The sequence below is a fragment of the Tsukamurella paurometabola DSM 20162 genome (genome assembly GCF_000092225.1).
Lineage (GTDB): Bacteria > Actinomycetota > Actinomycetes > Mycobacteriales > Mycobacteriaceae > Tsukamurella > Tsukamurella paurometabola.
In genome coordinates this window covers 752,366-776,581 of sequence record NC_014158.1, presented here as the reverse complement: position 1 = coordinate 776,581, position 24,216 = coordinate 752,366, and the positions used below count along the sequence as shown (strand labels likewise).

Annotated in this window: 24 protein-coding genes and 4 tRNA genes; 6 read left to right on the top strand and 22 right to left on the bottom strand. The window is 67.0% G+C overall.

The window, feature by feature from the left end:
• The first annotated feature begins 138 nt into the window (after positions 1 to 138).
• From TPAU_RS03745 to TPAU_RS03735, 3 genes are read left to right on the top strand one after another with little or no spacing between them, the layout of a single operon-like run.
• Positions 139 to 1,392 carry an alpha-hydroxy acid oxidase gene (locus TPAU_RS03745; RefSeq protein ID WP_013125436.1) on the top strand — a complete coding sequence of 418 codons (1,254 nt, stop codon included), beginning with the start codon at positions 139 to 141 and terminating at the stop codon, positions 1,390 to 1,392.
• Complete coding sequence (locus tag TPAU_RS03740; protein ID WP_013125435.1) at positions 1,389 to 1,712, top strand: L-rhamnose mutarotase; 324 nt, start codon at positions 1,389 to 1,391, stop codon at positions 1,710 to 1,712. Before TPAU_RS03745 ends, TPAU_RS03740 begins: the two co-directional genes overlap by 4 nt.
• Entirely contained in the window at positions 1,709 to 2,530 is an 822-nt protein-coding gene (locus TPAU_RS03735; protein WP_013125434.1) for an amidohydrolase family protein, read from the top strand. Before TPAU_RS03740 ends, TPAU_RS03735 begins: the two co-directional genes overlap by 4 nt.
• An 86-nt stretch (positions 2,531 to 2,616) precedes the next feature.
• Here the strand turns inward: TPAU_RS03735 and TPAU_RS03730 are convergent, their stop codons facing one another.
• From TPAU_RS03730 to TPAU_RS03685, 10 genes are all read right to left on the bottom strand, one after another.
• Positions 2,617 to 3,039, bottom strand: coding sequence for a DoxX family protein (locus TPAU_RS03730; protein WP_013125433.1), 423 nt, complete (start codon positions 3,037 to 3,039; stop codon positions 2,617 to 2,619).
• 337 nt (positions 3,040 to 3,376) lie between these two features.
• Positions 3,377 to 7,333, bottom strand: coding sequence for a DNA-directed RNA polymerase subunit beta' (locus TPAU_RS03725; RefSeq protein WP_013125432.1), 3,957 nt, complete (start codon positions 7,331 to 7,333; stop codon positions 3,377 to 3,379).
• A 30-nt stretch (positions 7,334 to 7,363) separates the two neighbouring features.
• Entirely contained in the window at positions 7,364 to 10,876 is a 3,513-nt protein-coding gene (gene rpoB, locus TPAU_RS03720) for a DNA-directed RNA polymerase subunit beta (protein WP_013125431.1), read from the bottom strand.
• Positions 10,877 to 11,306: 430 nt separating this feature from the next.
• Complete coding sequence (locus TPAU_RS03715) at positions 11,307 to 12,500, bottom strand: ABC transporter ATP-binding protein (protein ID WP_013125430.1); 1,194 nt, start codon at positions 12,498 to 12,500, stop codon at positions 11,307 to 11,309.
• A gap of 251 nt (positions 12,501 to 12,751) precedes the next feature.
• Positions 12,752 to 13,147, bottom strand: a complete 396-nt coding sequence (gene rplL / locus TPAU_RS03710; protein WP_013125429.1) for a 50S ribosomal protein L7/L12 — start codon at positions 13,145 to 13,147, stop codon at positions 12,752 to 12,754.
• Positions 13,148 to 13,219: 72 nt separating this feature from the next.
• Positions 13,220 to 13,750 carry a 50S ribosomal protein L10 gene (gene rplJ, locus TPAU_RS03705; RefSeq protein WP_013125428.1) on the bottom strand — a complete coding sequence of 177 codons (531 nt, stop codon included), beginning with the start codon at positions 13,748 to 13,750 and terminating at the stop codon, positions 13,220 to 13,222.
• Positions 13,751 to 14,019: 269 nt separating this feature from the next.
• Positions 14,020 to 14,502 carry a TIGR04338 family metallohydrolase gene (locus tag TPAU_RS03700; protein ID WP_013125427.1) on the bottom strand — a complete coding sequence of 161 codons (483 nt, stop codon included), beginning with the start codon at positions 14,500 to 14,502 and terminating at the stop codon, positions 14,020 to 14,022.
• Positions 14,499 to 15,383 (bottom strand): hypothetical protein, encoded by an 885-nt coding sequence (locus TPAU_RS21730; protein ID WP_013125426.1) that lies wholly within the window; start codon positions 15,381 to 15,383, stop codon positions 14,499 to 14,501. Before TPAU_RS21730 ends, TPAU_RS03700 begins: the two co-directional genes overlap by 4 nt.
• Positions 15,380 to 16,153: a hypothetical protein gene (locus tag TPAU_RS03690; RefSeq protein WP_013125425.1), complete on the bottom strand. Its 774-nt coding sequence runs from the start codon at positions 16,151 to 16,153 to the stop codon at positions 15,380 to 15,382. Before TPAU_RS03690 ends, TPAU_RS21730 begins: the two co-directional genes overlap by 4 nt.
• Complete coding sequence (locus TPAU_RS03685) at positions 16,150 to 16,971, bottom strand: DUF2786 domain-containing protein (RefSeq protein ID WP_013125424.1); 822 nt, start codon at positions 16,969 to 16,971, stop codon at positions 16,150 to 16,152. Before TPAU_RS03685 ends, TPAU_RS03690 begins: the two co-directional genes overlap by 4 nt.
• A gap of 140 nt (positions 16,972 to 17,111) precedes the next feature.
• Here TPAU_RS03685 and TPAU_RS03680 point away from each other — a divergent pair, with 140 nt between their 5' ends.
• Complete coding sequence (locus TPAU_RS03680; protein ID WP_013125423.1) at positions 17,112 to 17,606, top strand: DUF4190 domain-containing protein; 495 nt, start codon at positions 17,112 to 17,114, stop codon at positions 17,604 to 17,606.
• Between the two features lie 2 nt (positions 17,607 to 17,608).
• Positions 17,609 to 17,989 carry a DUF4190 domain-containing protein gene (locus TPAU_RS03675; protein ID WP_013125422.1) on the top strand — a complete coding sequence of 127 codons (381 nt, stop codon included), beginning with the start codon at positions 17,609 to 17,611 and terminating at the stop codon, positions 17,987 to 17,989.
• A gap of 72 nt (positions 17,990 to 18,061) precedes the next feature.
• On the opposite strand, the gene rplA is transcribed toward TPAU_RS03675, so the two are convergent.
• The 11 genes from rplA to TPAU_RS03620 all read right to left on the bottom strand — a co-directional run bounded on the left by rplA (position 18,062) and on the right by TPAU_RS03620 (position 22,549).
• Positions 18,062 to 18,775, bottom strand: a complete 714-nt coding sequence (rplA, locus tag TPAU_RS03670) for a 50S ribosomal protein L1 (RefSeq protein ID WP_013125421.1) — start codon at positions 18,773 to 18,775, stop codon at positions 18,062 to 18,064.
• A 97-nt stretch (positions 18,776 to 18,872) separates the two neighbouring features.
• The gene (gene rplK / locus TPAU_RS03665; RefSeq protein ID WP_013125420.1) at positions 18,873 to 19,304 is read right to left on the bottom strand and encodes a 50S ribosomal protein L11; all 432 of its coding nucleotides are present in this window, start codon (positions 19,302 to 19,304) and stop codon (positions 18,873 to 18,875) included.
• 65 nt (positions 19,305 to 19,369) lie between these two features.
• Positions 19,370 to 20,200 (bottom strand): transcription termination/antitermination protein NusG, encoded by an 831-nt coding sequence (gene nusG / locus TPAU_RS03660; RefSeq protein ID WP_013125419.1) that lies wholly within the window; start codon positions 20,198 to 20,200, stop codon positions 19,370 to 19,372.
• A gap of 43 nt (positions 20,201 to 20,243) precedes the next feature.
• A complete protein-coding gene (gene secE, locus TPAU_RS03655) occupies positions 20,244 to 20,621 on the bottom strand; it encodes a preprotein translocase subunit SecE (protein ID WP_013125418.1) in 378 nt (125 codons plus the stop codon).
• A 77-nt stretch (positions 20,622 to 20,698) separates the two neighbouring features.
• Positions 20,699 to 20,771, bottom strand: a tRNA-Trp gene (locus tag TPAU_RS03650).
• A 115-nt stretch (positions 20,772 to 20,886) separates the two neighbouring features.
• Positions 20,887 to 21,312: a (3R)-hydroxyacyl-ACP dehydratase subunit HadB gene (hadB, locus tag TPAU_RS03645; RefSeq protein ID WP_013125417.1), complete on the bottom strand. Its 426-nt coding sequence runs from the start codon at positions 21,310 to 21,312 to the stop codon at positions 20,887 to 20,889.
• Complete coding sequence (gene hadA, locus TPAU_RS03640; protein WP_013125416.1) at positions 21,299 to 21,865, bottom strand: (3R)-hydroxyacyl-ACP dehydratase subunit HadA; 567 nt, start codon at positions 21,863 to 21,865, stop codon at positions 21,299 to 21,301. Before hadA ends, hadB begins: the two co-directional genes overlap by 14 nt.
• 87 nt (positions 21,866 to 21,952) lie before the next feature.
• Positions 21,953 to 22,120: a 50S ribosomal protein L33 gene (gene rpmG, locus TPAU_RS03635; RefSeq protein WP_013125415.1), complete on the bottom strand. Its 168-nt coding sequence runs from the start codon at positions 22,118 to 22,120 to the stop codon at positions 21,953 to 21,955.
• 32 nt (positions 22,121 to 22,152) lie between these two features.
• Positions 22,153 to 22,226: transfer RNA gene (locus TPAU_RS03630), tRNA-Met, on the bottom strand.
• A gap of 32 nt (positions 22,227 to 22,258) precedes the next feature.
• A tRNA-Thr gene (locus TPAU_RS03625) sits at positions 22,259 to 22,331 on the bottom strand.
• 135 nt (positions 22,332 to 22,466) lie between these two features.
• A tRNA-Tyr gene (locus tag TPAU_RS03620) sits at positions 22,467 to 22,549 on the bottom strand.
• Between the two features lie 105 nt (positions 22,550 to 22,654).
• Between TPAU_RS03620 and TPAU_RS03615 the strand changes: the two genes are divergently transcribed.
• A complete protein-coding gene (locus TPAU_RS03615) occupies positions 22,655 to 23,146 on the top strand; it encodes a YajQ family cyclic di-GMP-binding protein (RefSeq protein WP_013125414.1) in 492 nt (163 codons plus the stop codon).
• Positions 23,147 to 23,267: 121 nt separating this feature from the next.
• Here the strand turns inward: TPAU_RS03615 and TPAU_RS03610 are convergent, their stop codons facing one another.
• The gene (locus TPAU_RS03610) at positions 23,268 to 24,185 is read right to left on the bottom strand and encodes a type IV toxin-antitoxin system AbiEi family antitoxin domain-containing protein (protein WP_013125413.1); all 918 of its coding nucleotides are present in this window, start codon (positions 24,183 to 24,185) and stop codon (positions 23,268 to 23,270) included.
• Positions 24,186 to 24,216: the final 31 nt, after the last annotated feature.

The window sequence follows — 24,216 nt, the reverse complement described above, 5'->3', positions numbered from 1 at the left end:
GTCGGAAGGCGAGGAGACTGTGCCGCGAGTCACAAAAGAGGACTGTAAACATCGGAGGTCTGTTGGTCAACAGTCTGCGCATATCGCGTCCGCCGTCGTAGAGTTCGGGGAAGACCTCTCTCAGTGATCGGAGGAATAATGCGTCGTCAGGTACCGAAGGTGAGGGATCTCGCGCCCCTCATGCGGATCAAGGCGCCGCGGCTGGATCGCCGTGCGGCGCGGCTCGACGATGCGCAGACCATCGCAGACCTGCGCCGGATCGCACAGCGCCGCACCCCGCGCGCCGCGTTCGACTACACCGATGGCGCCGCCGAAGCCGAACTCTCCCTGGCCCGGGCCCGGCAGGCCTTCTCCGACATCGAATTCCATCCGCGGATTCTGCGCGATGTCGCGCACGTTGACACCACACGCACGGTGCTCGGCGGACCGTCGGCCCTACCGTTCGCGATCGCCCCGACGGGCTTCACCCGCATGATGCAGACCGAGGGCGAGCTCGCCGGTGCGCGCGCCGCCACCCGCGCCGGCATCCCGTTCTCGCTGTCGACGATGGGCACGGCGTCGATCGAGGAGGTGGCGGACGCCGGCAGGGGCGGGCGGCAGTGGTTCCAGCTCTACATGTGGCGCGACCGCGAGCGATCCATGGCATTGGTGGACCGCGCCGCACAGGCCGGCTACGACACGCTGCTCGTGACCGTCGACGTACCGGTCGCCGGTGCCCGGCTGCGGGACAAGCGCAACGGCATGACGATCCCACCCGCGCTCACGCTACGCACCATCGTGGACGCGGTGCCGCGGCCGCACTGGTGGATCGACTTCCTCACCACCGAGCCGCTCTCCTTCGCCTCCCTCGACCGCTGGTCGGGCACCGTCGGCGAGCTCCTGGACTCCATGTTCGACCCCACCGTCGACTACTCCGATCTCGCCTGGATCAGGGATCAGTGGCCCGGGAAGGTGGTGGTGAAGGGCGTGCAGACCCTCGACGACGCGCGACGGTGCGCCGACCTCGGCGTGGACGGGATCGTCCTGTCCAATCACGGTGGACGTCAACTCGACCGGGCGCCGGTGCCGTTCCACCTGCTGCCGACGGTCGCCGCCGAACTGGGCGGGACGACCGAGATCCTTCTGGACACCGGGATCATGTCGGGAGCCGATATCGTGGCCGCCGTGGCGCTGGGCGCGCGCAGCACCCTGGTCGGTCGCGCCTACCTGTACGGGCTCATGGCGGGCGGCGAGGCGGGCGTGGACCGCGCGATCACCATCCTCGGCGACGAAGTGCGCCGTACGATGCGCCTGCTGGGTGCGAACTCGCTGGACGAGCTCGAACCCGGCCACGTGACCCAATTGACCCGCGTACAGCCGCTCCCCCGCCCTGGCCAGGAGGTCCGTCCATGACGGAGACGATCGCTCTGCACACCCGGCTTCGGGTCGGCGCGGAGGCGGAGTACGACCGGGTACACGCCGTGATCCCCACCGAGCTCGACGGTGCGCTCCGCGAAGCCGGGGTGCGGTCGTGGCGGATCTGGCGCGATGGCCGCGAGTTGTTCCACGTGGTCGAGGTCGACGACTACCGGGCGATGCGACGGCACCTCGCGGAGCACCCGGCGAACGTGCCGTGGCAGACACGAATGGCGGACCTGCTCGAGGTGGAGGACGACTACTCGGGCGAGGACCGCGGCATCCCGCTGGTGTGGGCGCTGCCCCTGAACCGATGATCGTCGACGCGCACCACCACCTCTGGGACCGCGCCCGGCACGACCACGGCTGGCTCGCCTCGCCGGGCCTGGAGCCGATCCGGCGCGACTTCACGGTGGCCGACCTCGCCGCGGAATCGCCGGCCGACGCCACGGTGGCGGTGCAGGCGCTGAACTCGACCTCCGAGACCAGGTATCTGCTCACTGCGGGCGGGCCGGCGCGCGCCGTGGTCGGCTGGGCCGATCTGACATCCCCGGACTGCGGCGATCAGCTGGACCGGCTGCGATCCGCGCCGGGCGGCGAGAAGCTCTGTGGGCTGCGACATCTCGCGCAAGACGAACCCGATCCATGCTGGCTCGCCCGTCCCGACGTTGCGCGCGGGATCAGCGCTGCCACCGATCGCCGCCTCGCCTTCGACATCCTGGTGCGGGCACCGCAGCGTGCCGCCGGCCTGGAGCTGGCGCAATCCCTCCCCGCGGCGAACTTCGTGATCGACCACTGCGGAAAGCCGGATATCGGTGCAGGCGAATGGGATCCGTGGGCGACCTGGATCACCGCCATGGCGGCGCTATCGAACGTCGCGTGCAAGCTATCGGGACTGGTCACCGAGTGCCCACCCCGGCCCTGGAACCGCCCACTCATCGAACCCTATGCGCGGCATGTGCTGGAAAGCTTCGGAGCAGAGCGGGTGATGTTCGGTTCCGACTGGCCGGTATGCCTGCTGGAGGCCTCGTACGCGCAGGTGCTGGAGCTCACCGTCGGCCTGCTCGACGGTGCGTCGCCGACCGAGCGGGAGGCGGTTCTCGGCGAGACTGCGCAGCAGGTGTACCGGCTCTGACACGAGGGCTCTCCCCTCCGCCGCGGTGGGGGGGAGGACGCGCGACGAACGGGAGAGCATGAATGCCGCCCCGGGGGCGGCGTGGTCTAGGCGCCGAGGACGACGCGTCGGAGTTCGGGCCGGCGCAGGAACATCGCGATCCAGATGAGCACGCCCACATAGACACCGGAGAGCACGTAGCCGGCGATCGGCTGCTCCGCCCGGAGGTTGATGGCGACCGCACCGCCGAGATAGCCGGTGAGGTAGATGGCGCCGATCACCGCAGTGCGCGGGACGGTCCACAGGATCACCCCCACCAACAGCACCAGCCCGATCACCACGATGTGCTTCTCCTGGAATCCCAGCTTCAGCGTCCCGTCGATCACCGCCTGCGGCTTGGTGAACTTACCGACCACGTCGAACACGAGGAACGCCCAGATCAACACGGTGAGAACCATTCCCGCGATCCAGGACTTCGACCGCCCCTCCCACGGCTTCGCAGTGGCACTGGATTCCGTCACGGTGGCCATCGTCGACTCCTGGACTCGGTGTTCGCGGTGCGAGCATGCTGAGATGTTCACACCGTACACATGAATTGAGGAGTGAACAACCCCCTTCGCGCATCCGCCCCTGTTTCGCGCCGCCGCACCCCGCACGCGTGGGGCGGGAGCGCGAGAGGGGTGCGGGAGCGATCGCCGGCCTCTCCCCTCCGCCAGCCCCATCCGCTGCCAATAGTCGGCCGCGGATAACGCCATCGGCAGCGGGAGCGCGCTGCCGGACGAGGGCCGCCCCAGCCCCACCACCGTCGGGCATGAAAACGGCCCCCGACCTGCACGCAGGTCGGGGGCCGAATTCAGTTGGCTAACGTCACCGGTAGCCGTCGGAGAAGCCGTAGTCGTCGAGCGGCACCGCGGCGCCGGACGGGGCGCCGAACGCACCCTCCGGACCGTAGTACTGATCGTCGAAGGTCGGCACCGAGTACGCGGCCGCGCGGGCCTCCTCGGTGGGCTGCACCTGGATGTTCCGGTACTTGTTGATACCCGTACCGGCCGGGATGAGCTTACCGATGATGACGTTCTCCTTGAGGCCCACCAGCTTGTCGGAGCGGGTGTTGATCGCGGCGTCCGTGAGCACGCGGGTGGTCTCCTGGAAGGAGGCCGCCGACAGCCACGAATCGGTCGCGAGCGAGGCCTTGGTGATGCCCATGAGCACCGGACGGCCGGCCGCGGGCTCGCCGCCCTCGGCCACGACGCGACGGTTCTCGGCCTCGAACTCGGCACGCTCGGTGAGCGAACCGGGCAGGAACTCCGTGGAACCCGAGTCGATGATCGTCACGCGACGCAGCATCTGCCGCACGATGGTCTCGATGTGCTTGTCGTGGATCGACACACCCTGCGACCGGTACACCTCCTGGACCTCGTTGACCAGGTGCACCTGCACCTGACGCGGGCCCATGACGCGCAGCACCTCGTGCGGATCGGCAGCGCCCTCGAGGAGCTGCTGACCCACCTGCACGTGGTCACCGTCGGCCAGCAGACGCTCGGTGCCGTCGTCGTGCTTGAACACACGCAGGCGCTGACGCTTGCTGATCTTGTCGTACACGACCTCTTCGCTGCCGTCGTCCGGCGTGATGGTGATCGTGTAGAACCGGTCGTCGTCCTCCAGGCGGATGCGGCCGGAGACCTCGGCGATCGGAGCCTTGCCCTTGGGGACACGGGCCTCGAACAGCTCGGTGACTCGCGGCAGACCACCGGTGATGTCGTCACCGACGCCACCCTGGTGGAAGGTACGCATGGTCAGCTGGGTACCGGGCTCACCGATCGACTGCGCGGCGACGATACCGACGGCCTCGCCGATGTCGACGAGCTTGCCGGTGGCCATCGAGCGGCCGTAGCAGGTGGCGCACACGCCGGTGCCGGTGGTGCAGGTGAGCACGGAGCGCACCTTCACCTCGGCGATGCCGGCCTCGAGCAGGGCCTCGATCTGGGGATCACCCAGGTCGTGACCGCGCTCGACGATGACGTTGCCCTTGGCATCCTTGGCGTCCTCGGCCAGGGTGCGGGCGTACGCCGAGGTCTCGACGTGCGCATCGCGGATCAGCGAACCGTCGGCCTGCACCTCGGCCAGCGGCACGATGATGCCACGGGTGGTGTTGCAGTCGGTCTCGCGGACGATGACGTCCTGCGAGACGTCCACCAGACGACGGGTCAGGTAACCCGAGTCGGCGGTACGGAGCGCGGTATCGGCCAGACCCTTACGAGCACCGTGGGTGTTGATGAAGTACTCCAACACCGTGAGGCCCTCGCGGAAGGACGACTTGATCGGGCGCGGGATGAACTCACCCTTCGGGTTCGTCACCAGGCCCTTCATGCCGGCCAGGTTCCGCACCTGGGTCATGTTGCCCGTGGCACCCGACTTCGGGATCATCGTGATCGGGTTGTCTTCGGGGTAGTAATCGTCGATCGCCTTACCGACCTCGTCGGTGGCCTGCTTCCAGATCTCGACGAGGGCGTCGCGACGCTCACCCGAGGTGAGGGCACCGCGGGCGTACTTGCGCTCGATACCGTCGGCCCGCTCCTCGTAGCGATCGAGGATCTCCTTCTTGCTCGGCGGAACGAGCACGTCGGACATCGAGACCGTGACACCGGACCGCGTGGCCCAGTAGAAACCGGAGTCCTTGAGCTTGTCGACGGTCTGCGCCACCACGATCATCGGGTACCGCTCGGCCAGATCGTTGATGATCACGGCCTGACGCTTCTTCGGCATCTGCTCGTCGACGAACGGGTAGTCGATCGGCAGCAGCTCGTTGAACAGCACCCGGCCCAGCGTGGTCTCGGCCGTCCAGGCCTGACCGCGCTCCCACGCACCGTCGAACTGCTCGGCCTCGATCTCGGCCGGCGGACGCTGGTTCGTCAGCCGCACCTTGATCGGCGCCTGGATCGACAGCTCGCCCAGGTCGACCGCCATGATGGCCTCGGCCGGGCTCGAGTAGACACCCGTCTCCGGCTGATCCTTCTTGGCCGCCGTGTAGGCGCCCTGCGCATCGGCCTTCTCGGTGGTCAGGTGGTACAGGCCGGTCACCATGTCCAGACGGGGCATGGCGAGCGGACGACCCGACGCGGGCGAGAGGATGTTGTTCGAGGACAGCATCAGGATGCGGGCCTCGGCCTGCGCCTCCGCGGACAGCGGGAGGTGCACGGCCATCTGGTCACCGTCGAAGTCGGCGTTGAAGGCCTCACAAACGAGCGGGTGCAGCTGGATGGCCTTGCCCTCCACGAGCTGCGGCTCGAACGCCTGGATGCCCAGGCGGTGCAGCGTGGGAGCACGGTTGAGCAGCACGGGGTGCTCGGCGATGACCTCTTCGAGGACGTCCCACACCTGCGGGCGCTGCCGCTCGACCATGCGCTTGGCCGACTTGATGTTCTGCGCGTGGTTCAGATCCACCAGGCGCTTCATCACGAACGGCTTGAACAACTCGAGCGCCATCAGCTTCGGCAGACCGCACTGGTGCAGCTTGAGCTGCGGACCCACGACGATCACCGAACGGCCCGAGTAGTCCACGCGCTTACCGAGCAGGTTCTGACGGAACCGGCCCTGCTTGCCCTTGAGCAGATCGGACAGCGACTTCAGCGGGCGGTTGCCCGGTCCGGTGACCGGACGGCCACGACGGCCGTTGTCGAACAGTGCGTCGACCGACTCCTGCAGCATCCGCTTCTCGTTGTTGACGATGATCTCGGGCGCACCCAGATCGATCAGTCGCTTGAGGCGGTTGTTGCGGTTGATCACACGGCGGTACAGGTCGTTCAGGTCGGACGTGGCGAACCGGCCACCGTCGAGCTGGACCATCGGGCGCAGCTCCGGCGGGATCACCGGCACCGCGTCCAGGACCATGCCCAGCGGCGAGTTGCCCGACTGCTGGAACGCCGCCACGACCTTCAGTCGCTTGAGCGCACGCAGCTTCTTCTGGCCCTTGCCGCTGCGGATGACCTCGCGCAGGATCTCGGCCTCGGCATCGATGTCGAAGTTCTCGATGAGCTTCTTGATCGCCTCGGCACCCATGGCGCCCTTGAAGTACTCGCCGTAGCGGTCCTGCAGCTCACGGTAGAGCTTCTCGTCGACGATCATGTCCTTCGGCGCGAGCTTGACGAAGGTCGTCCAGATCTCGTCGAGCTCGTCGATGGCACGCTGCGCGCGGTCGCGGATCTGCCGCATCTCCCGCTCGCCGCCGTCCTTGACCTTGCGGCGCTGGTCGGCCTTGGCACCCTCGGCCTCGAGGACGGCCAGATCGTCCTCCAGCTTCTTGGCGCGGTTCTCCAGATCGACGTCCCGCTGGTCCGCGAGGACCTTCTTCTCGGACTCGATCTCGGCCTCGAGCGTGGACTGCTCGTTGTGCCGCTGCTCCTCGTCGACCTCCGTGATCACGTAGGCGGCGAAGTAGATGATCTTCTCGAGATCCTTGGGCGCCAGGTCCAGCAGGTAGCCCAAGCGCGAGGGAACGCCCTTGAAGTACCAGATGTGGGTGACCGGAGCCGCGAGCTCGATGTGGCCCATCCGCTCACGACGCACCTTGGCGCGAGTGACCTCGACGCCGCAGCGCTCGCAGATGATGCCCTTGAAGCGGACACGCTTGTACTTGCCGCAGTAGCACTCCCAGTCTCGAGTAGGTCCGAAGATCTTCTCGCAGAACAGGCCGTCCTTCTCGGGCTTGAGCGTGCGGTAGTTGATGGTCTCGGGCTTCTTGACCTCGCCGTAGCTCCAGTTACGGATGTCATCGGCGGTCGCCAGACCGATCTTCAGTTCGTCGAAGAAGTTAACGTCGAGCACTTCTCTCCTTATTCGTTCGGTTGGCGTGGGCTAGTTCGCGAGGTCTTCGGCCGAGGCGTTCTCGTTGCGCGAGAGGTTGATGCCGAGGTTGGCAGCAGCGCGCTCGAGATCCTCGTCGTCGCTGTCGGCCATCTCGATCGCGGCACCGTCGCTCGACAGCACCTCGACGTTCAGGCAGAGCGACTGCAGCTCCTTGAGAAGCACCTTGAACGACTCCGGGATACCCGGCTCGGGGATGTTCTCGCCCTTGACGATCGCCTCGTACACCTTCACGCGGCCGACCACATCGTCCGACTTGATGGTGAGCAGCTCCTGCAGGGTGTAGGCGGCGCCGTACGCCTGCATCGCCCAGCACTCCATCTCACCGAAGCGCTGACCACCGAACTGCGCCTTACCACCCAGCGGCTGCTGCGTGATCATCGAGTACGGACCGGTGGAACGAGCGTGGATCTTCTCGTCGACCAGGTGGTGCAGCTTGAGGATGTACATGTAGCCGATCGCGACCGGGTACGGGAAGGGCTCGCCCGAGCGACCGTCGAACAGGGTCGCCTTGCCGTCGGCGCCGACCATGACGTCGCCGTCACGGTTGGGCAGCGTCGAGCCGAGCAGGCCGGCCAGCTCCTCGTCGCGGGCACCGTCGAACACCGGGGTGGCGGTGTTGGTGTCGCTCGGCTGGGCGTACATCTGCTCCGGCAGCTGCGATGCCCACTCGGGGATGTTCCCCTTCTCGTCGCGCACATCCCAGCCGGTCTTGGCGACCCACCCGAGGTGCGTCTCCAGGATCTGGCCGATGTTCATACGCCGCGGCACGCCGTGCGTGTTGAGGATGATGTCGACCGGGGTGCCGTCGGGCAGGAAGGGCATGTCCTCGGCGGGCAGGATCTTGCCGATGACGCCCTTGTTGCCGTGGCGGCCGGCGAGCTTGTCGCCGTCCTGCACCTTGCGCTTCTGGGCCACGTACACGCGGACCAGCTCGTTGACGCCCGGGGCCAGCTCGTCGTCGTCCTCGCGCGAGAACACGCGGACGCCGATGACCTTGCCGGTCTCGCCGTGGGGCACCTTCAGCGAGGTGTCGCGCACCTCGCGCGCCTTCTCACCGAAGATCGCGCGGAGCAGGCGCTCCTCGGGGGTCAGCTCGGTCTCGCCCTTCGGGGTGACCTTGCCGACCAGGATGTCGCCGTCGCGGACCTCCGCACCGATGCGGATGATGCCGCGCTCGTCCAGGTCCGCCAGGACCTCGTCGGAGACGTTCGGGATGTCCCGGGTGATCTCCTCGGCGCCCAACTTGGTGTCGCGGGCATCGATCTCGTGCTCCTCGATGTGGATGGACGTGAGCACGTCCTCCTCCACCAGGCGCTGCGACAGGATGATCGCGTCCTCGTAGTTGTGACCCTCCCACGGCATGATCGCCACGAGCAGGTTCTTACCGAGAGCCATCTCGCCGTTGTCGGTGCAGGGGCCGTCGGCCAGAACCTGGCCGATCTCGACCCGCTGACCCGCGGAGACGATCGGACGCTGGTTCGCGCAGGTGCCCTGGTTCGAGCGCGCGAACTTCCGCAGCCGGTGCGTCTTGCGGGTGCCGTCGTCCGCCATCACGGTGATGAAGTCGGCCGACACCTCCTCGACGGCGCCCGCCTTCTCGGTGATGATGACGTCGCCCGCGTCGACCGCGGCGCGCAGCTCCATACCGGTGCCGACCAGCGGCGATTCGGAACGGACCAGCGGCACGGCCTGACGCTGCATGTTCGCACCCATGAGGGCACGGTTGGCGTCGTCGTGCTCGAGGAACGGAATCATCGCGGTGGCGACCGAGACCATCTGGCGCGGCGAGATGTCCATGTACTCGACCTGCGCGGTGGACACGAACTCCACCTCGGAGCCGCGCTTACGGACCAGCACGCGGTCGTCGGTGAGACGGCCCTTGTCGTCGGTCGCGGCGTTGGCCTGCGCGATGTAGAAGCGATCCTCCTCATCGGCGGTCATGTAGACGATCTCGTCCGTCGCGACACCGTCGGTCACCTTGCGGTACGGCGTCTCGATGAATCCGAACGGGTTGACCCGCGCGTACACCGACAGCGAGCCGATCAGGCCGATGTTCGGGCCCTCAGGGGTCTCGATCGGGCACATGCGGCCGTAGTGCGACGGGTGGACGTCACGGACCTCGAGGCCCGCGCGCTCACGCGAGAGACCACCGGGGCCGAGCGCGTTGAGGCGACGCTTGTGGGTCAGACCCGACAGCGGGTTGTTCTGATCCATGAACTGCGAGAGCTGCGAGGTACCGAAGAACTCCTTGATCGCCGCCGAGACCGGGCGGATGTTGATCAGGGTCTGCGGGGTGATCGCCTCGACGTCCTGCGTGGTCATGCGCTCGCGGACCACGCGCTCCATGCGGGACAGGCCCACCCGGAGCTGGTTCTGGATCAGCTCGCCCACGGTGCGGATGCGACGGTTGCCGAAGTGGTCGATGTCGTCGACCTCGACCGGCACCTCGACGCCACCCGGCACCGTCATGTAGGTCAGCTGCTCCGACGGGGCGTCGTGCAGGCGCACCAGGTACTCGACGATGGCGACGATGTCGTCCTCGTTGAGCACGTAGGACTGGGTGCCGTCCGCGTTCGCGGGCAGGCCCAGCTTCTTGTTCAGCTTGTACCGGCCGACGCGGGCCAGGTCGTAGCGCTTCTCCTTGAAGAACAGGTTCTCCAGCAGGGTCTGCGCCGACTCCTTCGTGGGCGGCTCGCCCGGACGGAGCTTGCGGTAGATGTCGAGGAGGGCCTCGTCGGTGCCGGCGGTGGCGTCCTTCTCGAGCGTGGAACGCATGATCTCGGAGAAGCCGAAGCGCTCGAGGATCTGCTCGCTGGTCCAGCCGAGCGCCTTGAGCAGCACGGTGACGGGCTGACGACGCTTGCGGTCGATGCGCACGCCCACGGTGTCGCGCTTGTCGACGTCGAACTCGAGCCACGCGCCGCGGGCCGGGATCACCTTGACGCTGTGCAGCGGCTTCTCGGTGGACTTGTCGATGGTCTCGTCGAAGTACACACCGGGCGAACGGACCAGCTGCGAGACGACCACGCGCTCGGTGCCGTTGATGATGAAGGTGCCCTTGTCCGTCATCATCGGGAAATCACCCATGAAGACGGTCTGCGACTTGATCTCGCCGGTGTTGTTGTTGATGAACTCGGCGGTGACGAACAGCGGTGCCGCGTACGTCATGTCCTTGTCCTTGCACTCCTCGATGGAGGCCTTGACCTCATCGAAGCGCGGGTCGGAGAAGGAGAGCGACATGGAACCGGAGAAGTCCTCGATCGGCGAAAGCTCCGCGAGGATGTCCTCCAGGCCGCCGGTCGGGTTGGCCTCGCCACGCGACGCGGCCTTCTCACGCCATTCCGGGGAGCCCACGAGCCACTCGAAGGAGTCGGTCTGCACATCGAGTAGACCGGGTACCGGGAGCGGCTCGGAGAGCTTCGCGAACGAGACGCGCTTCGGGGCCCCGGGGACCACGGCGTTCTGATCGTTCTGAGTCTGGCTGGAGACGGAGACTGCCAAGATGCGTCCTCTGCTGTGCCTAGTTACGTTGCCAACATGTGCTGACGGCAACCCGCAGAGAAAACGTCCTCGTCGAGGAACAGATATTCAGATGGGCAGGAGGCAGCCAGCGCAACGTCCAACATTAGCAGAGAGAGACGGGACCTGCAAGAGGCAGTCCACACTAGGCCCCGCCGGGGCCTGACGCAAGGACCGTGCGCGAGTTTTGATCGAACACCCTCGGCGCCGCCTCTCCTGGCTGGCTGCCGCGGAGAACCGACGTCGTACTGCACGTCCTGCCGATAACTGTGACCCGGATTCTGGCGAACGTCAAGCGAAACCGCCGTTCTCTTCGAAAATCCCGGGTGCGGCCACCACTGTTCGACGGAGCCGGACACACGAACGCCGGGCCCACCCGTCGATCAGGTGTACCCGGCGTTCGCGATGCGGATCAGTTGTTGGTGCCGTCCACCTTCGGCAGGTGATCGGTGGGGTTATCGTCCGAATCGAGCGGGACCACAACCTCGTAGCCGGTGCTCTCGGCACCCTCCGGGTAGCCGGCCACCTGCGCCTGCTGCGTCTGGATCGGAACGGTCGCGGTATCCCCCGCGCCCTGTCCCGCAGCGACGATGTGCGCCTGCACGGTGTTCTGCGCGTCCTGCAGGTCCTCGTCGCCGAGATCCTTGAGGATGGCGGCCTGCGCCTTCGGCGGCAGCGACGGCAGCATCTCGCGCACACGGGCCTTGCGGCGCGCGACACCCTGGCGCTCGGGCATGCCCGGCGTCGGCTGCATCTGCGGAGCGATCTCCTCGATCAGTTCCACACCGCCGTGCGAATGGCCGGCCGCGACGCGCTCGGCCTCGGCCTCCATCTGCGCCTGGTCCTTCTCCTCCGACATACCGATCGGGCCGATCATCGAGCCGGTGAGGAACTGCTTGACCACGGGCTCCTCGGAGGTGAGCAGCACCTCACGGGGGCCGAACATGACGAGCCGCTTGAGGAACAACATGCCCATGTTGTCGGGCACGGTGCGGGCGATGTTGATGTTGTGCGTCACGATCAGGGTGGTGCAGTCGATCTGCGCGTTGATGTCCATGAGCAACTGGCTGGTGTAGGTGGTACGCACGGGATCGAGACCGGAGTCCGGCTCGTCGACCAGCATGATCTTCGGGTCGAGCACCAGGGCGCGGGCCAGACCGGCGCGCTTGCGCATACCGCCGGAGATCTCGCCGGGCAGCTTGTCCTCGGCGCCGATCAGACCGACCATTTCGAGCTTCTCCATCGTGATCTGACGGATCTCGCTCTCCTTCTTCTTCGTGTGCTCACGAAGCGGGAAGGCGGTGTTGTCGTAGAGGTTCATCGAGCCGAACAGGGCACCGTCCTGGAACAGCACGCCGAACATCTTGCGGATCTCGTACAGCTCGGAGCTGGAGCAGGTGAGGATGTCGGTCCCGTCGATGATGATCTCGCCCTCCTCGGGGCGGAGCAGACCGATCAGGGACTTCAGGAACACCGACTTACCGGTACCGGAAGGACCGAGGAGAACGGAGACCTCGCCGGCGGGCAGGGTGAGCGAGACGTCGGTCCAGATGTTCTGGGAGCCGAACGACTTGGTCAGGTTCCTGGTAGTAACTTCGACACCCACTGTCGAGCCCTTTCTTTCACGCGCCCGACGCCCGGCTCGCGCCGCCGCGTCTTCGAGTGTGGCTCGCGCCACACGGGAACATTCCCGATGACAGTACCTCAGCCGCATGGCCCCGTGGTATCTGACCTGGGTTTCACTACCGCAAAGGTTTACCCACGTTCTCCCGTGTGTCCGCGGTGTTCTTCCTGCGGAAACGACGAACGACCCCGTCGCACAGGGCGACGGGGCCGTTCGGGCGTACGCGTACGGTCTTACTTGACCGAGACGGTGGCGCCGGCCTCTTCGAGCTTGGCCTTCGCAGCGTCGGCCTGCTCCTTGTCGACCTTCTCCAGGATCGGCTTCGGGGCGCCCTCGACGAGGTCCTTGGCCTCCTTCAGGCCGAGGCCCGAAACCAGCTCGCGGACAACCTTGATGACCTGGATCTTCTTGTCGCCGGCGCCATCGAGGATGACGTCGAACTCGTCCTGGTCAGCAGCGGCACCGGCGTCGCCGCCGGCGGCCGGGGCGGCACCGGCAGCCGCGACGGCGACCGGAGCAGCAGCGGTGACCTCGAAGGTCTCCTCGAAAGCCTTCACGAACTCGGAGAGCTCGAGCAGGGTGAGCTCCTTGAACTGGTCAAGCAGCTCGTCGGTGGTGAGCTTCGCCATGGCGGCGTCCTTCCTCTAAGTCTTGCTCGCTGATCCGCGAGGCAAGGGATTGATGTGCTGGGATCAGCGGTGTTACTGGGCAGCCTCTTCGGCGGCCTTCTTTTCCTGCAACGCAGCGGCCAGACGGGCGACCTGCGAAGCGGGAGCGTTGAACAGGCCTGCGGCCTTCGCCAAGTTGCCCTTCATGGCACCGGCGAGCTTGGCCAGGAGCACCTCGCGCGACTCGAGATCGGCGATGCGCTCGACCTCGGCCACGGACAGCGCCTTGCCGTCCATGTAGCCGCCCTTGATGACCAGAGCCTTGTTGTCCTTGGCGAACTTCTTGATCGCCTTAGCGGCATCGACCGGCTCGCCCTCGATGAAGGCGATGGCGGTCGGACCCTCGAACAGCTCGTCCAGGCCCACGACGCCGGCGTCAGCCGCGGCGCGCTTGACCAGGGTGTTCTTGGCGACGGAGTACGTGGTACCCGCTCCGAGCGAACGACGCAGCTCGGTGATGGAACCGACCGACAGCCCGCGGTACTCGGTGACCACGGTGGCCGTGGACTTCGAGAACTGCTCGGCGATCTCAGCGACTGCTGCGACCTTTTCGGGGTTTGCCATACTTCGCCTCCTCTCTACGTGTCTTCCGCCGGAGAAGGTTCGGGCCGAAACGACGAGAACCCCGGCGCAGGGCGCACGGGGTTCGTTTCTCCGCACGCGAGCGTGCGGGTGAATCCTCGTCCTCCTGCGTGGGTCGCCGACTCGGGGCCGGACCTTCGATCGGGCTCGCGCCCGATGACCGACGGTCTTCGGTGGAACGATCCGGTTGGCACCGGATTCCAGGAGTCCAGAGTACTCGGAAGGTGGCCAGCCACCAAATCGGTGTCGGCCTACCCGACGGCGGCGCCCGATTCGGTGTAGACGATCCGCAGCGCCAGCCCCGCCTCCGGCCCCATCACCCGCGCCGCGAGCTCGATGAAGGCGGCGGTGAACGCGGGCCCGTGCGCCGCGGCGTCCCCGTCGCGCTCGGCGACCACGTGATGGGCCAGTTCGTGCAGGATCACCAGTTCACGCAGTGCCCAGGCACCGTCGCGCCCGTCGGGTACGGCGACGGTGGGCATCCGTCCCGCACCACGTTCGTAGTGCGCCCCGCCGGCGCCGGCCCGGGGCCGCACCCGCACCTGCCCCGGTCGCAGCACCCGGTCGACGTACTCCTGTACTGACGCCGTGGACCCGAACCGAGCTTCGGGCGGCAGCGTCAGGGGGACGCCGAGCACGTCGACGGTGCGCCCGCCGCTGGCGTGGTCGAACAGGCCGCGCACCAATTCCTCGGCCCGGTAGACCACCGCCCGCTGCACATCGCGGGTGGTCACACGTCCTTCGCGACCTTGAGCTGGTCGCTGACGGCCTTGAGGGCGGCCGTGATGTCGGGGAACCCGATCGGCTCGACGAGCAGCGCGTAGGTCTGCGGCGCGGAGGCCACCACGATCACCGTGACCACATCGCCCGGGGTGGTGACGCCCTGGACCGAGACCAGGATCTTCGCCGTGACCTTCGCCGCCGCGACCCCGTCGACGGTGATCGCCTCGGGTTGCGAGAGGTCGGTGATGCGCGGATTCGTCTTGTTGTAGCCCTGGCCGGCCGCGATGCACGGCATCATCCGAGTCGCGGCGTCCTTCGGGTCGAGTTTGGTGCTGAAGTTGGTCTGCCCGACTTCGGCGCCCGCCTGCCAGGGCTGGCCGGCGATCGACTTCTCGAGCCCTGCGGCGGCGGTGCTCTGCGCGTAGACGGTGTAGCTCTCCTTGGTCCAGCCGGGGGCGGCGGAGACCGGGAAGGACAGCGGCCCCGAAGCCACCCGGTCGGTGATCTCGGACGCCAGGCCGGTGCCCGGCATGCCGCAATCGTTCGGGTCGCCCGCCGAGGTGGCAGCGGTGGTGTCGGACGGACCGCCGGATGAGCCGGAGTCCCGCGTGATCAGCACGACCGCCGCGACGATCACCGCGATCACCAGCAGGATCGCGACGCCGATCGCGATGTAGAGCGGGGTGCGGTTCGGCTTCTGTGGGGGCTGACCGCCGCCGTACGCGGCCTGCCCGTAGGGCTGCTGACCGTAACCGGGCTGGCCGCCGTACCCGGGTTGCTGGCCGTAGGGCTGCTGACCGTAGCCCGGCTGCCCGCCGTACGGCTGCTGCGGGTACTGCTGGTAACCGTCCTGATACGGATTCTGGCCGTACGGGTCCTGCGGGTTGCTCATACGTCTCTCGCCACCTTCAGCTGGTCGAAGATCTGCTGGGCCACCGCCGCACGCGCCTCGTCGCCGATCGGTGTATCCGACATGAAGTATGCCTGCGGTGCGGAGTCGATGACCACCACCGTCACCGTGTCGCCCCGGATGTCGAGTCCGTCCTTCTGCACCAGGATCCGCGCGGTGACCCGTGCCGCCGTGACACCGTCGACGACCACCGCCTCCGGCTCGGTCAGACCGTCGAGGCGGGGGTTGCTCCGCGCGTAGCCCGCGCCCGCGGCGATGCACGGAAGCATGCGGCGCGCGGCCTCGGCGCTGGTCGGCTTCGTCGTGAAGGTGGTCAGGCCGATCTCGGCATGCGCCTGCCAGGACTGTCCGGGGATCGCCTGCACGAGGCCCTGCGCCTGGGAGCTCTGCGCGTAGGTGACGTACCCCTGCGGCACCCAGCCGGGGGCGGCCGAGATCGGGAAGGACAGCGGACCGGCCACCACGCGGTCGGTGATCGGCGCGGTCGCGTTCTCGCCGGGCATACCGCAGTCCAGGGCCGTGCCCGGCGCGGTCGGCGAGCCCGACGGCCCGGCGTCGCGCGCACCGTCGTCGGACAGGCTGCGCGTCACGACGACGACGGCCACCACCAGCAGTGTCAGCACGAGCACCGCGGCGCCGCCGGCCACCCACCAGATCGTGCGGTTCGGCTTCGGCGGGGGCGCGCCGTACGGCGGGCCGTACGGGCCCGGATAGCCCGGCTGCTGCGGCGGCCCCGGGTACTGCCCGGTCATCGCCCGGCACCCGGGCGCAGCGCGCCGCGTGCCCCCGGAAGTTCCTGATGACCGCCGAGCCGGGCCGACCGGCCGGCGCGGTCACCGGCCCGCCGCGCACCATCGGAATAGCCGGCCGACGCGGCGGCACCGCGCCAGCTCCCCCGCGCGGTGGACTCCGCCTCGTAGAACGAGACGAGTTCGATCTCCTTGTCGCGCAACGCGACCGCGGTGCCCGGCTCGTTACGCTTGGCATGCTCCTGGGTCTCCGCGGCACGGGCCTCGGCGAGCCTGGCCCCGATCCGGGCGGCGAATGCGGATTGGAAATTGATCCTGGCCGTGACCCCGGCGACCGGTTTCGTCTCGACCCAGCGGCGCCGGGTACGGCGGTCCTCGTAGAGCTGCTGCACGGTCTCCGACTTGTAGGCGCCCGAGCGGATGTACGCATCGGAAGCGCGCACCATCTGGATCACCAGCGAGGCGTACAGGGCCTCGCACGCGTCGATGTCCTCGGCGAATCCGTAGGCGAAGACGAAGGTGGAGTTCGACGCGATATCGCAGCGGACGTCGTTGGAGCGGGCGATCGCGACGAACAGCTCCACGAAGGTGCGCAGGCCGCGCCGTCCGGCCTCCCCGATCCGGACGGTGCGCTGCTCGGGCGTCGCACGGGCTCGCTCCCGGCCGCGCTGATGTGCGCGAGCGACGGCGAGGTCGATCGATGCAGCGGTGGCGAGCCGCTGCGCCGCCTCCGTGAAGGTCTCGGCCTCGTGCTCGTTATCGGTGCCCTCCGCCTGCCGCAGCAGCGCGCCGATCCGGGCGAGCAGCTTGTCGTCGTCCATGCTGGCGAGGGTACCGACAGACACTGACGATTCCCTCCCGACCCGGACGACGACAAGCGGGGGGCAAGGGATCGGCAGGGCGCCGTGGATTACGCTGACCAGCGACACCAGACTTCGTCGTCGCAAGGGGAGCATTCACTATGTCAACGCCCAATGATCCGTACGGTCAGCAGCCGGACCCGAATCAGTACCCGCAGGGCGAGTACCCGTACAGCCAGCAGCCCTACGGCCAGGATCCGAATGCGGCGGGTCAGTACGGCCAGGCCCCGTACAGCCAGCCCCAGTACCCGGGCGCTCCGCAGTACCCCGGCGCTCCGCAGTACCCGGGCCAGCCCGGATACGGCGGCTACGGGGCGCCCGTCGGTCCCAACGGCGAGCAGCTCAACGACCCGGACCAGACGATGGGCATCGTCGGCCTCATCCTGTCCTTCTTCTGCTCCATCCCCGGCCTGATCGTCTCGTGGATCGCCCTGAGCAAGTCGAAACAGCGCGGCTACAAGAACACCATCGCGCTGATCGGCGTGATCATCGGAGGCATCGGCACCGTGATCACCGTGGGATATCTGATCCTCATCGTCATCGGTCTGGCCGCCGCCGCGAGCGACTCGTCGTATCTGATGAACCTGCTGGGCTGAGTATGACGCGGCCCGAGTACGACCCGAGCCAGCCCTACGCCCCGTACGGATCGCCGGGGTACCCATCGCCGGGCTACCCGCAGCATCCGGGTTACCCGGCGTATCCGGGCTACCCGGTCCCGCCGGGCGAGCACCAGGATCCCGACAATGCGCTGGGCATCGTCGGCCTGATCCTGTCGGTCGCCGGCTGCTCCCCCGTCGGACTGGTGGTCAGCTGGATCGCGCTGAACAAGTCCCGACAGCGCGGCTACAAGAACACCCTGGCGCTGGTGGGCGCGATCATCGGCGGTGTCTTCACCGGATTCCTGGTGCTGGTGCTGGTGTTCTACGTGGTGATCTTCGCCCTGGCCCTGTCGACGGTGGGTGCGACGAGCCTGGTCTGACGCGCGCACGAAGAAGCCCCCGACCTCGCGGTCGGGGGCTTCTCGTCGTTACAGACCCTGAAGGGGAGAGGCTTACGCCTCATCCTCCGCGAGGTTGCTCACGCGCTGCGGGTCCACCTGGATGCCCGGTCCGGTGGTCGTCGAGACGGTGACCTTCTTCAGGTACCGGCCCTTGGCCGCCGACGGCTTCGCGCGCAGGATCTCATCCAGCGCGGCACCGTAGTTCTCCACCAGCTGCTTGGCGTCGAAGGACGCCTTGCCGATCACGAAATGCAGGTTCGCGGCCTTGTCGACGCGGAAGTTGATCTTGCCGCCCTTGATGTCGCCCACGGCCTTGGTGACGTCGGGCGTCACGGTGCCGGTCTTCGGGTTCGGCATCAGACCACGGGGGCCGAGCACGCGCGCGATGCGGCCGACCTTGGCCATCTGGTCCGGGGTGGCGATCGCGGCGTCGAACTCGAGCCAGCCGCCCTGGATCTTCTCGATCAGGTCCTCGGCGCCCACCTCGTCGGCGCCCGCGGCCTTGGCCTCCTCGGCCTTATCGCCGACGGCGAAGACGATCACGCGGGCCGTCTTACCGGTGCCGTTCGGCAGGTTGACGGTGCCGCGCACCATCTGGTCGGCCTTACGGGGGTCGACACCGAGGCGCATGGCGACCTCGACGGTGGCGTCCTGCTTGGTGGAGGAGGTCTCCTTGGCCAGCGTGACAGCCTCGAGCGGGCTGTACAGCTTGTCCTTGTCGACCTTCTCGGCAGCGGCCTTGTAGGCCTTGCTGTTCTTGCTCATGTATCTAGCTCTTTCTGATCTTGCCCAGCGTGTGGGCAGGGAGTGGTTCTGCGGGCCGAGCCGGCCCTCCCACGGGAGGCATGCGCCTCCCGGTCGACTACTCGACGGTGATACCCATCGAGCGAGCAGTGCCGGCGATGATCTTCGCGGCCTGATCGACGTCGTTCGCGTTGAGATCTTCCTTCTTGGTCTCGGCGATCTCGCGCACCTGATCCCAGGTCACCTTGGCGACCTTGGTCTTGTGCGGCTCTCCCGAGCCCTTCTGCACGCCGGCTGCCTTGAGCAGCAGCTTGGCGGCCGGAGGAGTCTTCAGCTTGAAGTCGAAAGAACGGTCCTCGTAGACCGTGATCTCGACCGGGATGACGTTGCCACGCTGCGACTCGGTCGCGGCGTTGTACGCCTTGCAGAACTCCATGATGTTGACGCCGTGCTGACCAAGCGCGGGACCCACGGGCGGAGCAGGGTTGGCCTGCCCGGCCTGGATCTGCAGCTTGATGAGCCCGGCGACCTTCTTCTTCTTCGGGGGCATCCTCAGTTTCCTTTTTTCATCACCCCACGCCGTTGCACCGGCGCGGGAAGTCTGTGTGTCTCGCGCTAGATGATCTTCTCGACCTGGTTGAACGCGAGCTCGACCGGCGTCTCACGGCCGAAGATCGAGACGAGCACCTTGAGCTTGCGCTGCTCGGCGTTGATCTCGCTGATCGACGCCGGGAGGGTGGCGAACGGACCGTCCATGACGGTGACCGACTCGCCGACCTCGAAGTCGACCTCGACCGCAGGACCCTGCGAGACCGCGCCACCCGACGCGGCGGCGGCACCGTCGGCCGCAGCGCCCTTGTCCTTGGCGGGCTTGGTCCGCGCGCTCTCGGGGAGCAGGAACTTCACGACCTCGTTCATCGTGAGCGGCGAGGGCTTGCTGGTCAGGCCGACGAAGCCGGTGACACCGGGGGTGTTGCGGACCGCGCCCCAGGACTCGTCGTTGAGGTCCATGCGCACCAGGATGTAGCCCGGCAGCACCTTGCGGTTGACCCGCTTCTGCTGGCCGTTCTTGATCTCGGTGACCTCTTCGGTGGGAACCTCCACCTGGAAGATGTAATCGCCGACGTCGAGGTTCTGGACGCGGGTCTCGAGGTTGGCCTTGACCTTGTTCTCGTAGCCCGCGTAGGTGTGGATGACGTACCAGTCGCCGGGGGCGGTGCGCAGCTGCGCCTTGAGCTCCTCGACGGGGTCGATCTCCTCGGGCTCCTCCTCGGCGACGATCTCGGCACCGTCGCCGGGCTCGTCGGCGCCGAAGACGCTCTCCTCGACCTCGATCAAGGCCTCATCGTCGCTGCCCTGTTCGACCTCGGTGGCCGCGGTGGCGTCATCGACCAGAGCGTCCTCCTGGACGTTCTGCTCTGCCTGGTCCTGCTCCGGGGTGCTCACAGCGCCGAAGTTCCTTCCGTCTCGTCTTCTCGTGCGTTCAGTGTCAGCCGAATGCCCACAGCATCAGCTTGGCGAAGCCGAGGTCCAGCAGGCTCACGAACGCGGTGAGGACCACCACGAACACCAACACGATGATCGTGTAGTTGATCATCTGGCTGCGGGTCGGCCAGATGACCTTGCGCAGCTCGGCGACCACCTGACGCAGGAACAGCCAGATCGCGGCGAACGGATTCCGCCGCGGAGGCTTCTCCGGCTCGTTGCGCGAGGCGTACTCGGTGACGCCCTTGGTGACCTGCTCGGCGAGCGCGGTGTTACCGCGCCGTCCGCCACGTTTGCCGGTGGGGCGGGCCTGCTTGACGCCGTCCTCGGCGGCGCTGTCGCCGGCGGTGCCGGTGGTCGCGTCGTCGTGCTCGTCGCTCACGCAAATCCCTCCACTGGTCCTCCGGCGGGCCGGAGGTCCGTCCGCCGGTGTCAGAGACGGACTCGCGCCCGTCTATGCAGGGGTGACAGGACTTGAACCTGCAACCTGCGGTTTTGGAGACCGCTGCTCTGCCAATTGAGCTACACCCCTTTGCAGCACCCGAAGGTACCGCACCCGCACCTGTCTCGGGGCGCGCTCAAGCACCCGTCAAAGTTGCGGACAGTTCAGTGTACGGCACACACGCGCCGCACCTCAAAACGGGCCGTCAGGCGAACTGCACGGTCGCGATCGGCTTGCCGAAGATCTTGCGCTCGCCCTGCTTGACGGTCAGCAGCACCACACCGGTCTTGGTCTCGGGGTCGAGCGACTTGATCTTGCCCGCGTACTGCAGCTCGGCCTTCTGATCGGCCGGGACGTACACCGGCGCGGTGAAGCGGACGCTGTACTCCTTGAGTGCACCCGGGTCGCCCAGCCACTCGGTGATGTAGTTCGAGCCGAGGCTCATGGTGAGCATGCCCTGCGCGACCACGTCGTCCATACCGGCGATCTTCACGATGTGATCCGACCAGTGGATCGGGTTCGGGTCGCCGGTGACGCCGGCGTAGTTGACCAGATCGCCGCGGGTGAGCTCGAAGGTCCGCTCGGGGAGCTCCTCGCCCACCGTCACGTCCGCGAAATTACGAAGCGCCATACATCATCACCTTTTCCATAGCGTCCATGAACGCGGGGTCTTCGCCCTCGCCGGAGCGTCCGGCCAGGGTGGTCCACGACGTGACCAACAGATTGCCGTCCTGGTCGGAGATCACGTTGCGCGTCACGATCAGGTCGACACCCGCCGCCTGACGGAAGGCGTCGAAGTGGACGTGCGTCGTGAGGGTCATTCCAGCGACCACCGGTGCGTGGAAGTGCGCCTTCTGCTCGGACTGCACCACGGGGCGGCGGCCGTAGCCGACGATCGCCTCTTCGAACAGCGGACGGTGCGCGATGATCCCGATGAGCGAGAACATGATGGGCGGTGCGACCAGATCGGCGTAGCCGGCGGCGCGGGCCGCCTCCACATCGTGGTGGATCGGGTCGTACGCCTGGCTGGCCTGAGCGAACTCCCGCACCTTCTCACGACTGACGAAGTACTTGTCCTTGTACTCGTAGTTGTAGCCGACGGCCGCGGCGGTGCGGGCCGCTACCTCGTCGGGGCTGAGCTGCTCGGTGACCGGGCCACCCGGAACATCGATCTCATGGCTCACGTGGAGAACCTACCTAACGTACTGGGGCTGAAGGCAGTATGCCAAAAGGGAGGACGCCCCATGGGCGCCCTCCCCTTCGGAGAAGTCCTAGCGCGATTCGCGGTGCGCCTGGTGCGAGCCGCAGTTCGGGCAGAACTTCTTCAGCTCGAGGCGATCGGGATCGTTGCGACGGTTCTTCTTGGTGATGTAGTTGCGGTGCTTGCACACCTCGCACGCCAAGGTGATCTTGGGGCGAACATCTGTCGATGAAGCCACGACGGTTCCTCTTTCACGATCGATATCAGTTGTAGCGGTGGGGGGGCTCGATCCCCCGACCTCACGATTATGAGTCGTGCGCTCTAACCAGCTGAGCTACACCGCCCTGAGCTATCAGCACTTCGCACTGGTCTAGCGAGCCCCCTGACGGAATCGAACCGTCGACCTTTTCCTTACCATGGAAACGCTCTGCCGACTGAGCTAAGGGGGCGGGTTCCGGGGCGCTTTTCGCAGCGCTCCAGAGCCTCAACGAGACTACACACCGCGGAAGAGTTTGAACAAATCCGCTGGTCACTCCCGTTATCACTCCGGCCCCCGACGACGGATCGTCGAGGGCCGGAGCGGGTGGCACGTGTAGGATTCGAACCTACGTAGGCGTAAGCCGACGGATTTACAGTCCGCTCCCATTGGCCGCTCGGGCAACGTGCCGTTCGCTTCCCCGAAGGGCAGCGGACGATACACTACAACGCCACGTTGTAGTGGATCAAACCCGCAGGTCAGCAGTTAAGCCAACAGATAAGGAGCTTCAGCCCCATGGCCGATTCGTCATTCGACGTGGTGAGCAAGATCGACCGCCAGGAGGTCGCCAACGCCCTCAATCAGGCATCGAAGGAACTGAGCCAGCGGTACGACTTCCGCGGCACCAACACCACTGTCGAGGCCTCGGGCGAGGACAAGATCGTCATCACCTCCGACGCCGAGGAGCGGGCCAAGGCCGGCCTCGAAGTGTTCCAGGAGAAGCTGATCAAGCGCGGTATCTCACTCAAGGCCTTCGACGCCGGCGATCCTGTCGCCTCGGGGAAGACCTACAAGATCACCGGCACCCTGGTCGAGGGGATCACCAGCGAGAACGCGAAGAAGATCAGCAAACTGATCCGCGACGAGGGACCGAAATCCGTCAAGCCGCAGATCCAGGGCGACGAGCTGCGCGTCTCCAGCAAGTCCCGCGACGATCTGCAGGCCGTCCAGGCGCTGCTGAAGAACGCCGACCTCGACATCGCCGTCCAGTTCGTGAACTACCGCTAGAGTTCGTCCCCCGCGCTGCGCCGATCCGCGAGCGGTTCGTTTCGTCCCCCATCGCAGGAACATCGTCGGGTGGGGGACGAACCGTCTCAGACGCCCGACGGTGCCGCGGGTGGGACGGGCTTCACGCCGCGGTCGGCAGACCGTGCCGTGCGAACGCCGCCGCCAGCTTTCGTTGCAGGAGCCCGTCGTCGATCAGATCGCGCCACCCCCACCGGACGATCTCCACTCCGTGCGCGGTGAAGGCGGCGTGCCGCTCCTTCTCCGCCTCCAGGGTCGCCGCGCGGCGATCCGCTGATTCACCGTATTTGCTCCGACCGTCGAACTCACCCACCAACGAGCCCCACTCGAAGTCGGCGAAGTGGGTGCGTCCGTCCAGGTGGTAGGCGGTTTGTAGGCGCGGCCTCGGCATACCCCAGGCGTGCATGAGCATTCGCGACCAGGACTCCCCCGCCGATTCGCTGCACTCGACGGACAGCGCCAGGGCTCGTCGTGCGATCGCCGAGCCTCGTCGTCGTCCGAGCCGGTCGAGGGTCTCGGTGAGCGCCGTGAGGGTCACCGGAACGGGGTCGGTCGGAGCCGGGTACCGCCTGGCCAATCGGACGCTGTCGATCGCTGCGACCGCACGGATGAGGTCGCCCGACATCGCGACGTCGAGGGCTGTGCGACAACGTGACGTCACCCGCGCACCGTCGACGGTGGTGATCTCCGCGTCACCGAGCGGTCGCGGATGCACGTGCACACCCGGTCGGCGACCGCCGCCATGCGACCGATCCACCGTGAAGTGCACATCGGAGCGACTCGGCTGCAGCACCGGGATGTCGTGGAGCACGGCGGCGCTCTCGTGACTGAGCACGCCGTCGCACGACAACGCCGTCGCCAACACCCGCATCCGGTACAGCTCCCAGGGCGGGTAGTCGTCGGCCTTCGCATAGACGCCCGTGGCGAGGCGAATCAGCTCCGCCCCGGCGACGGCGCGACTGATTCCAGCGCTGGTCCACCCTGTTGCCAGGAGATACGAGCGCGTCAACAACTTCCCCATGGCTGTATTCAACGTCGGCCGCCGGACAGAA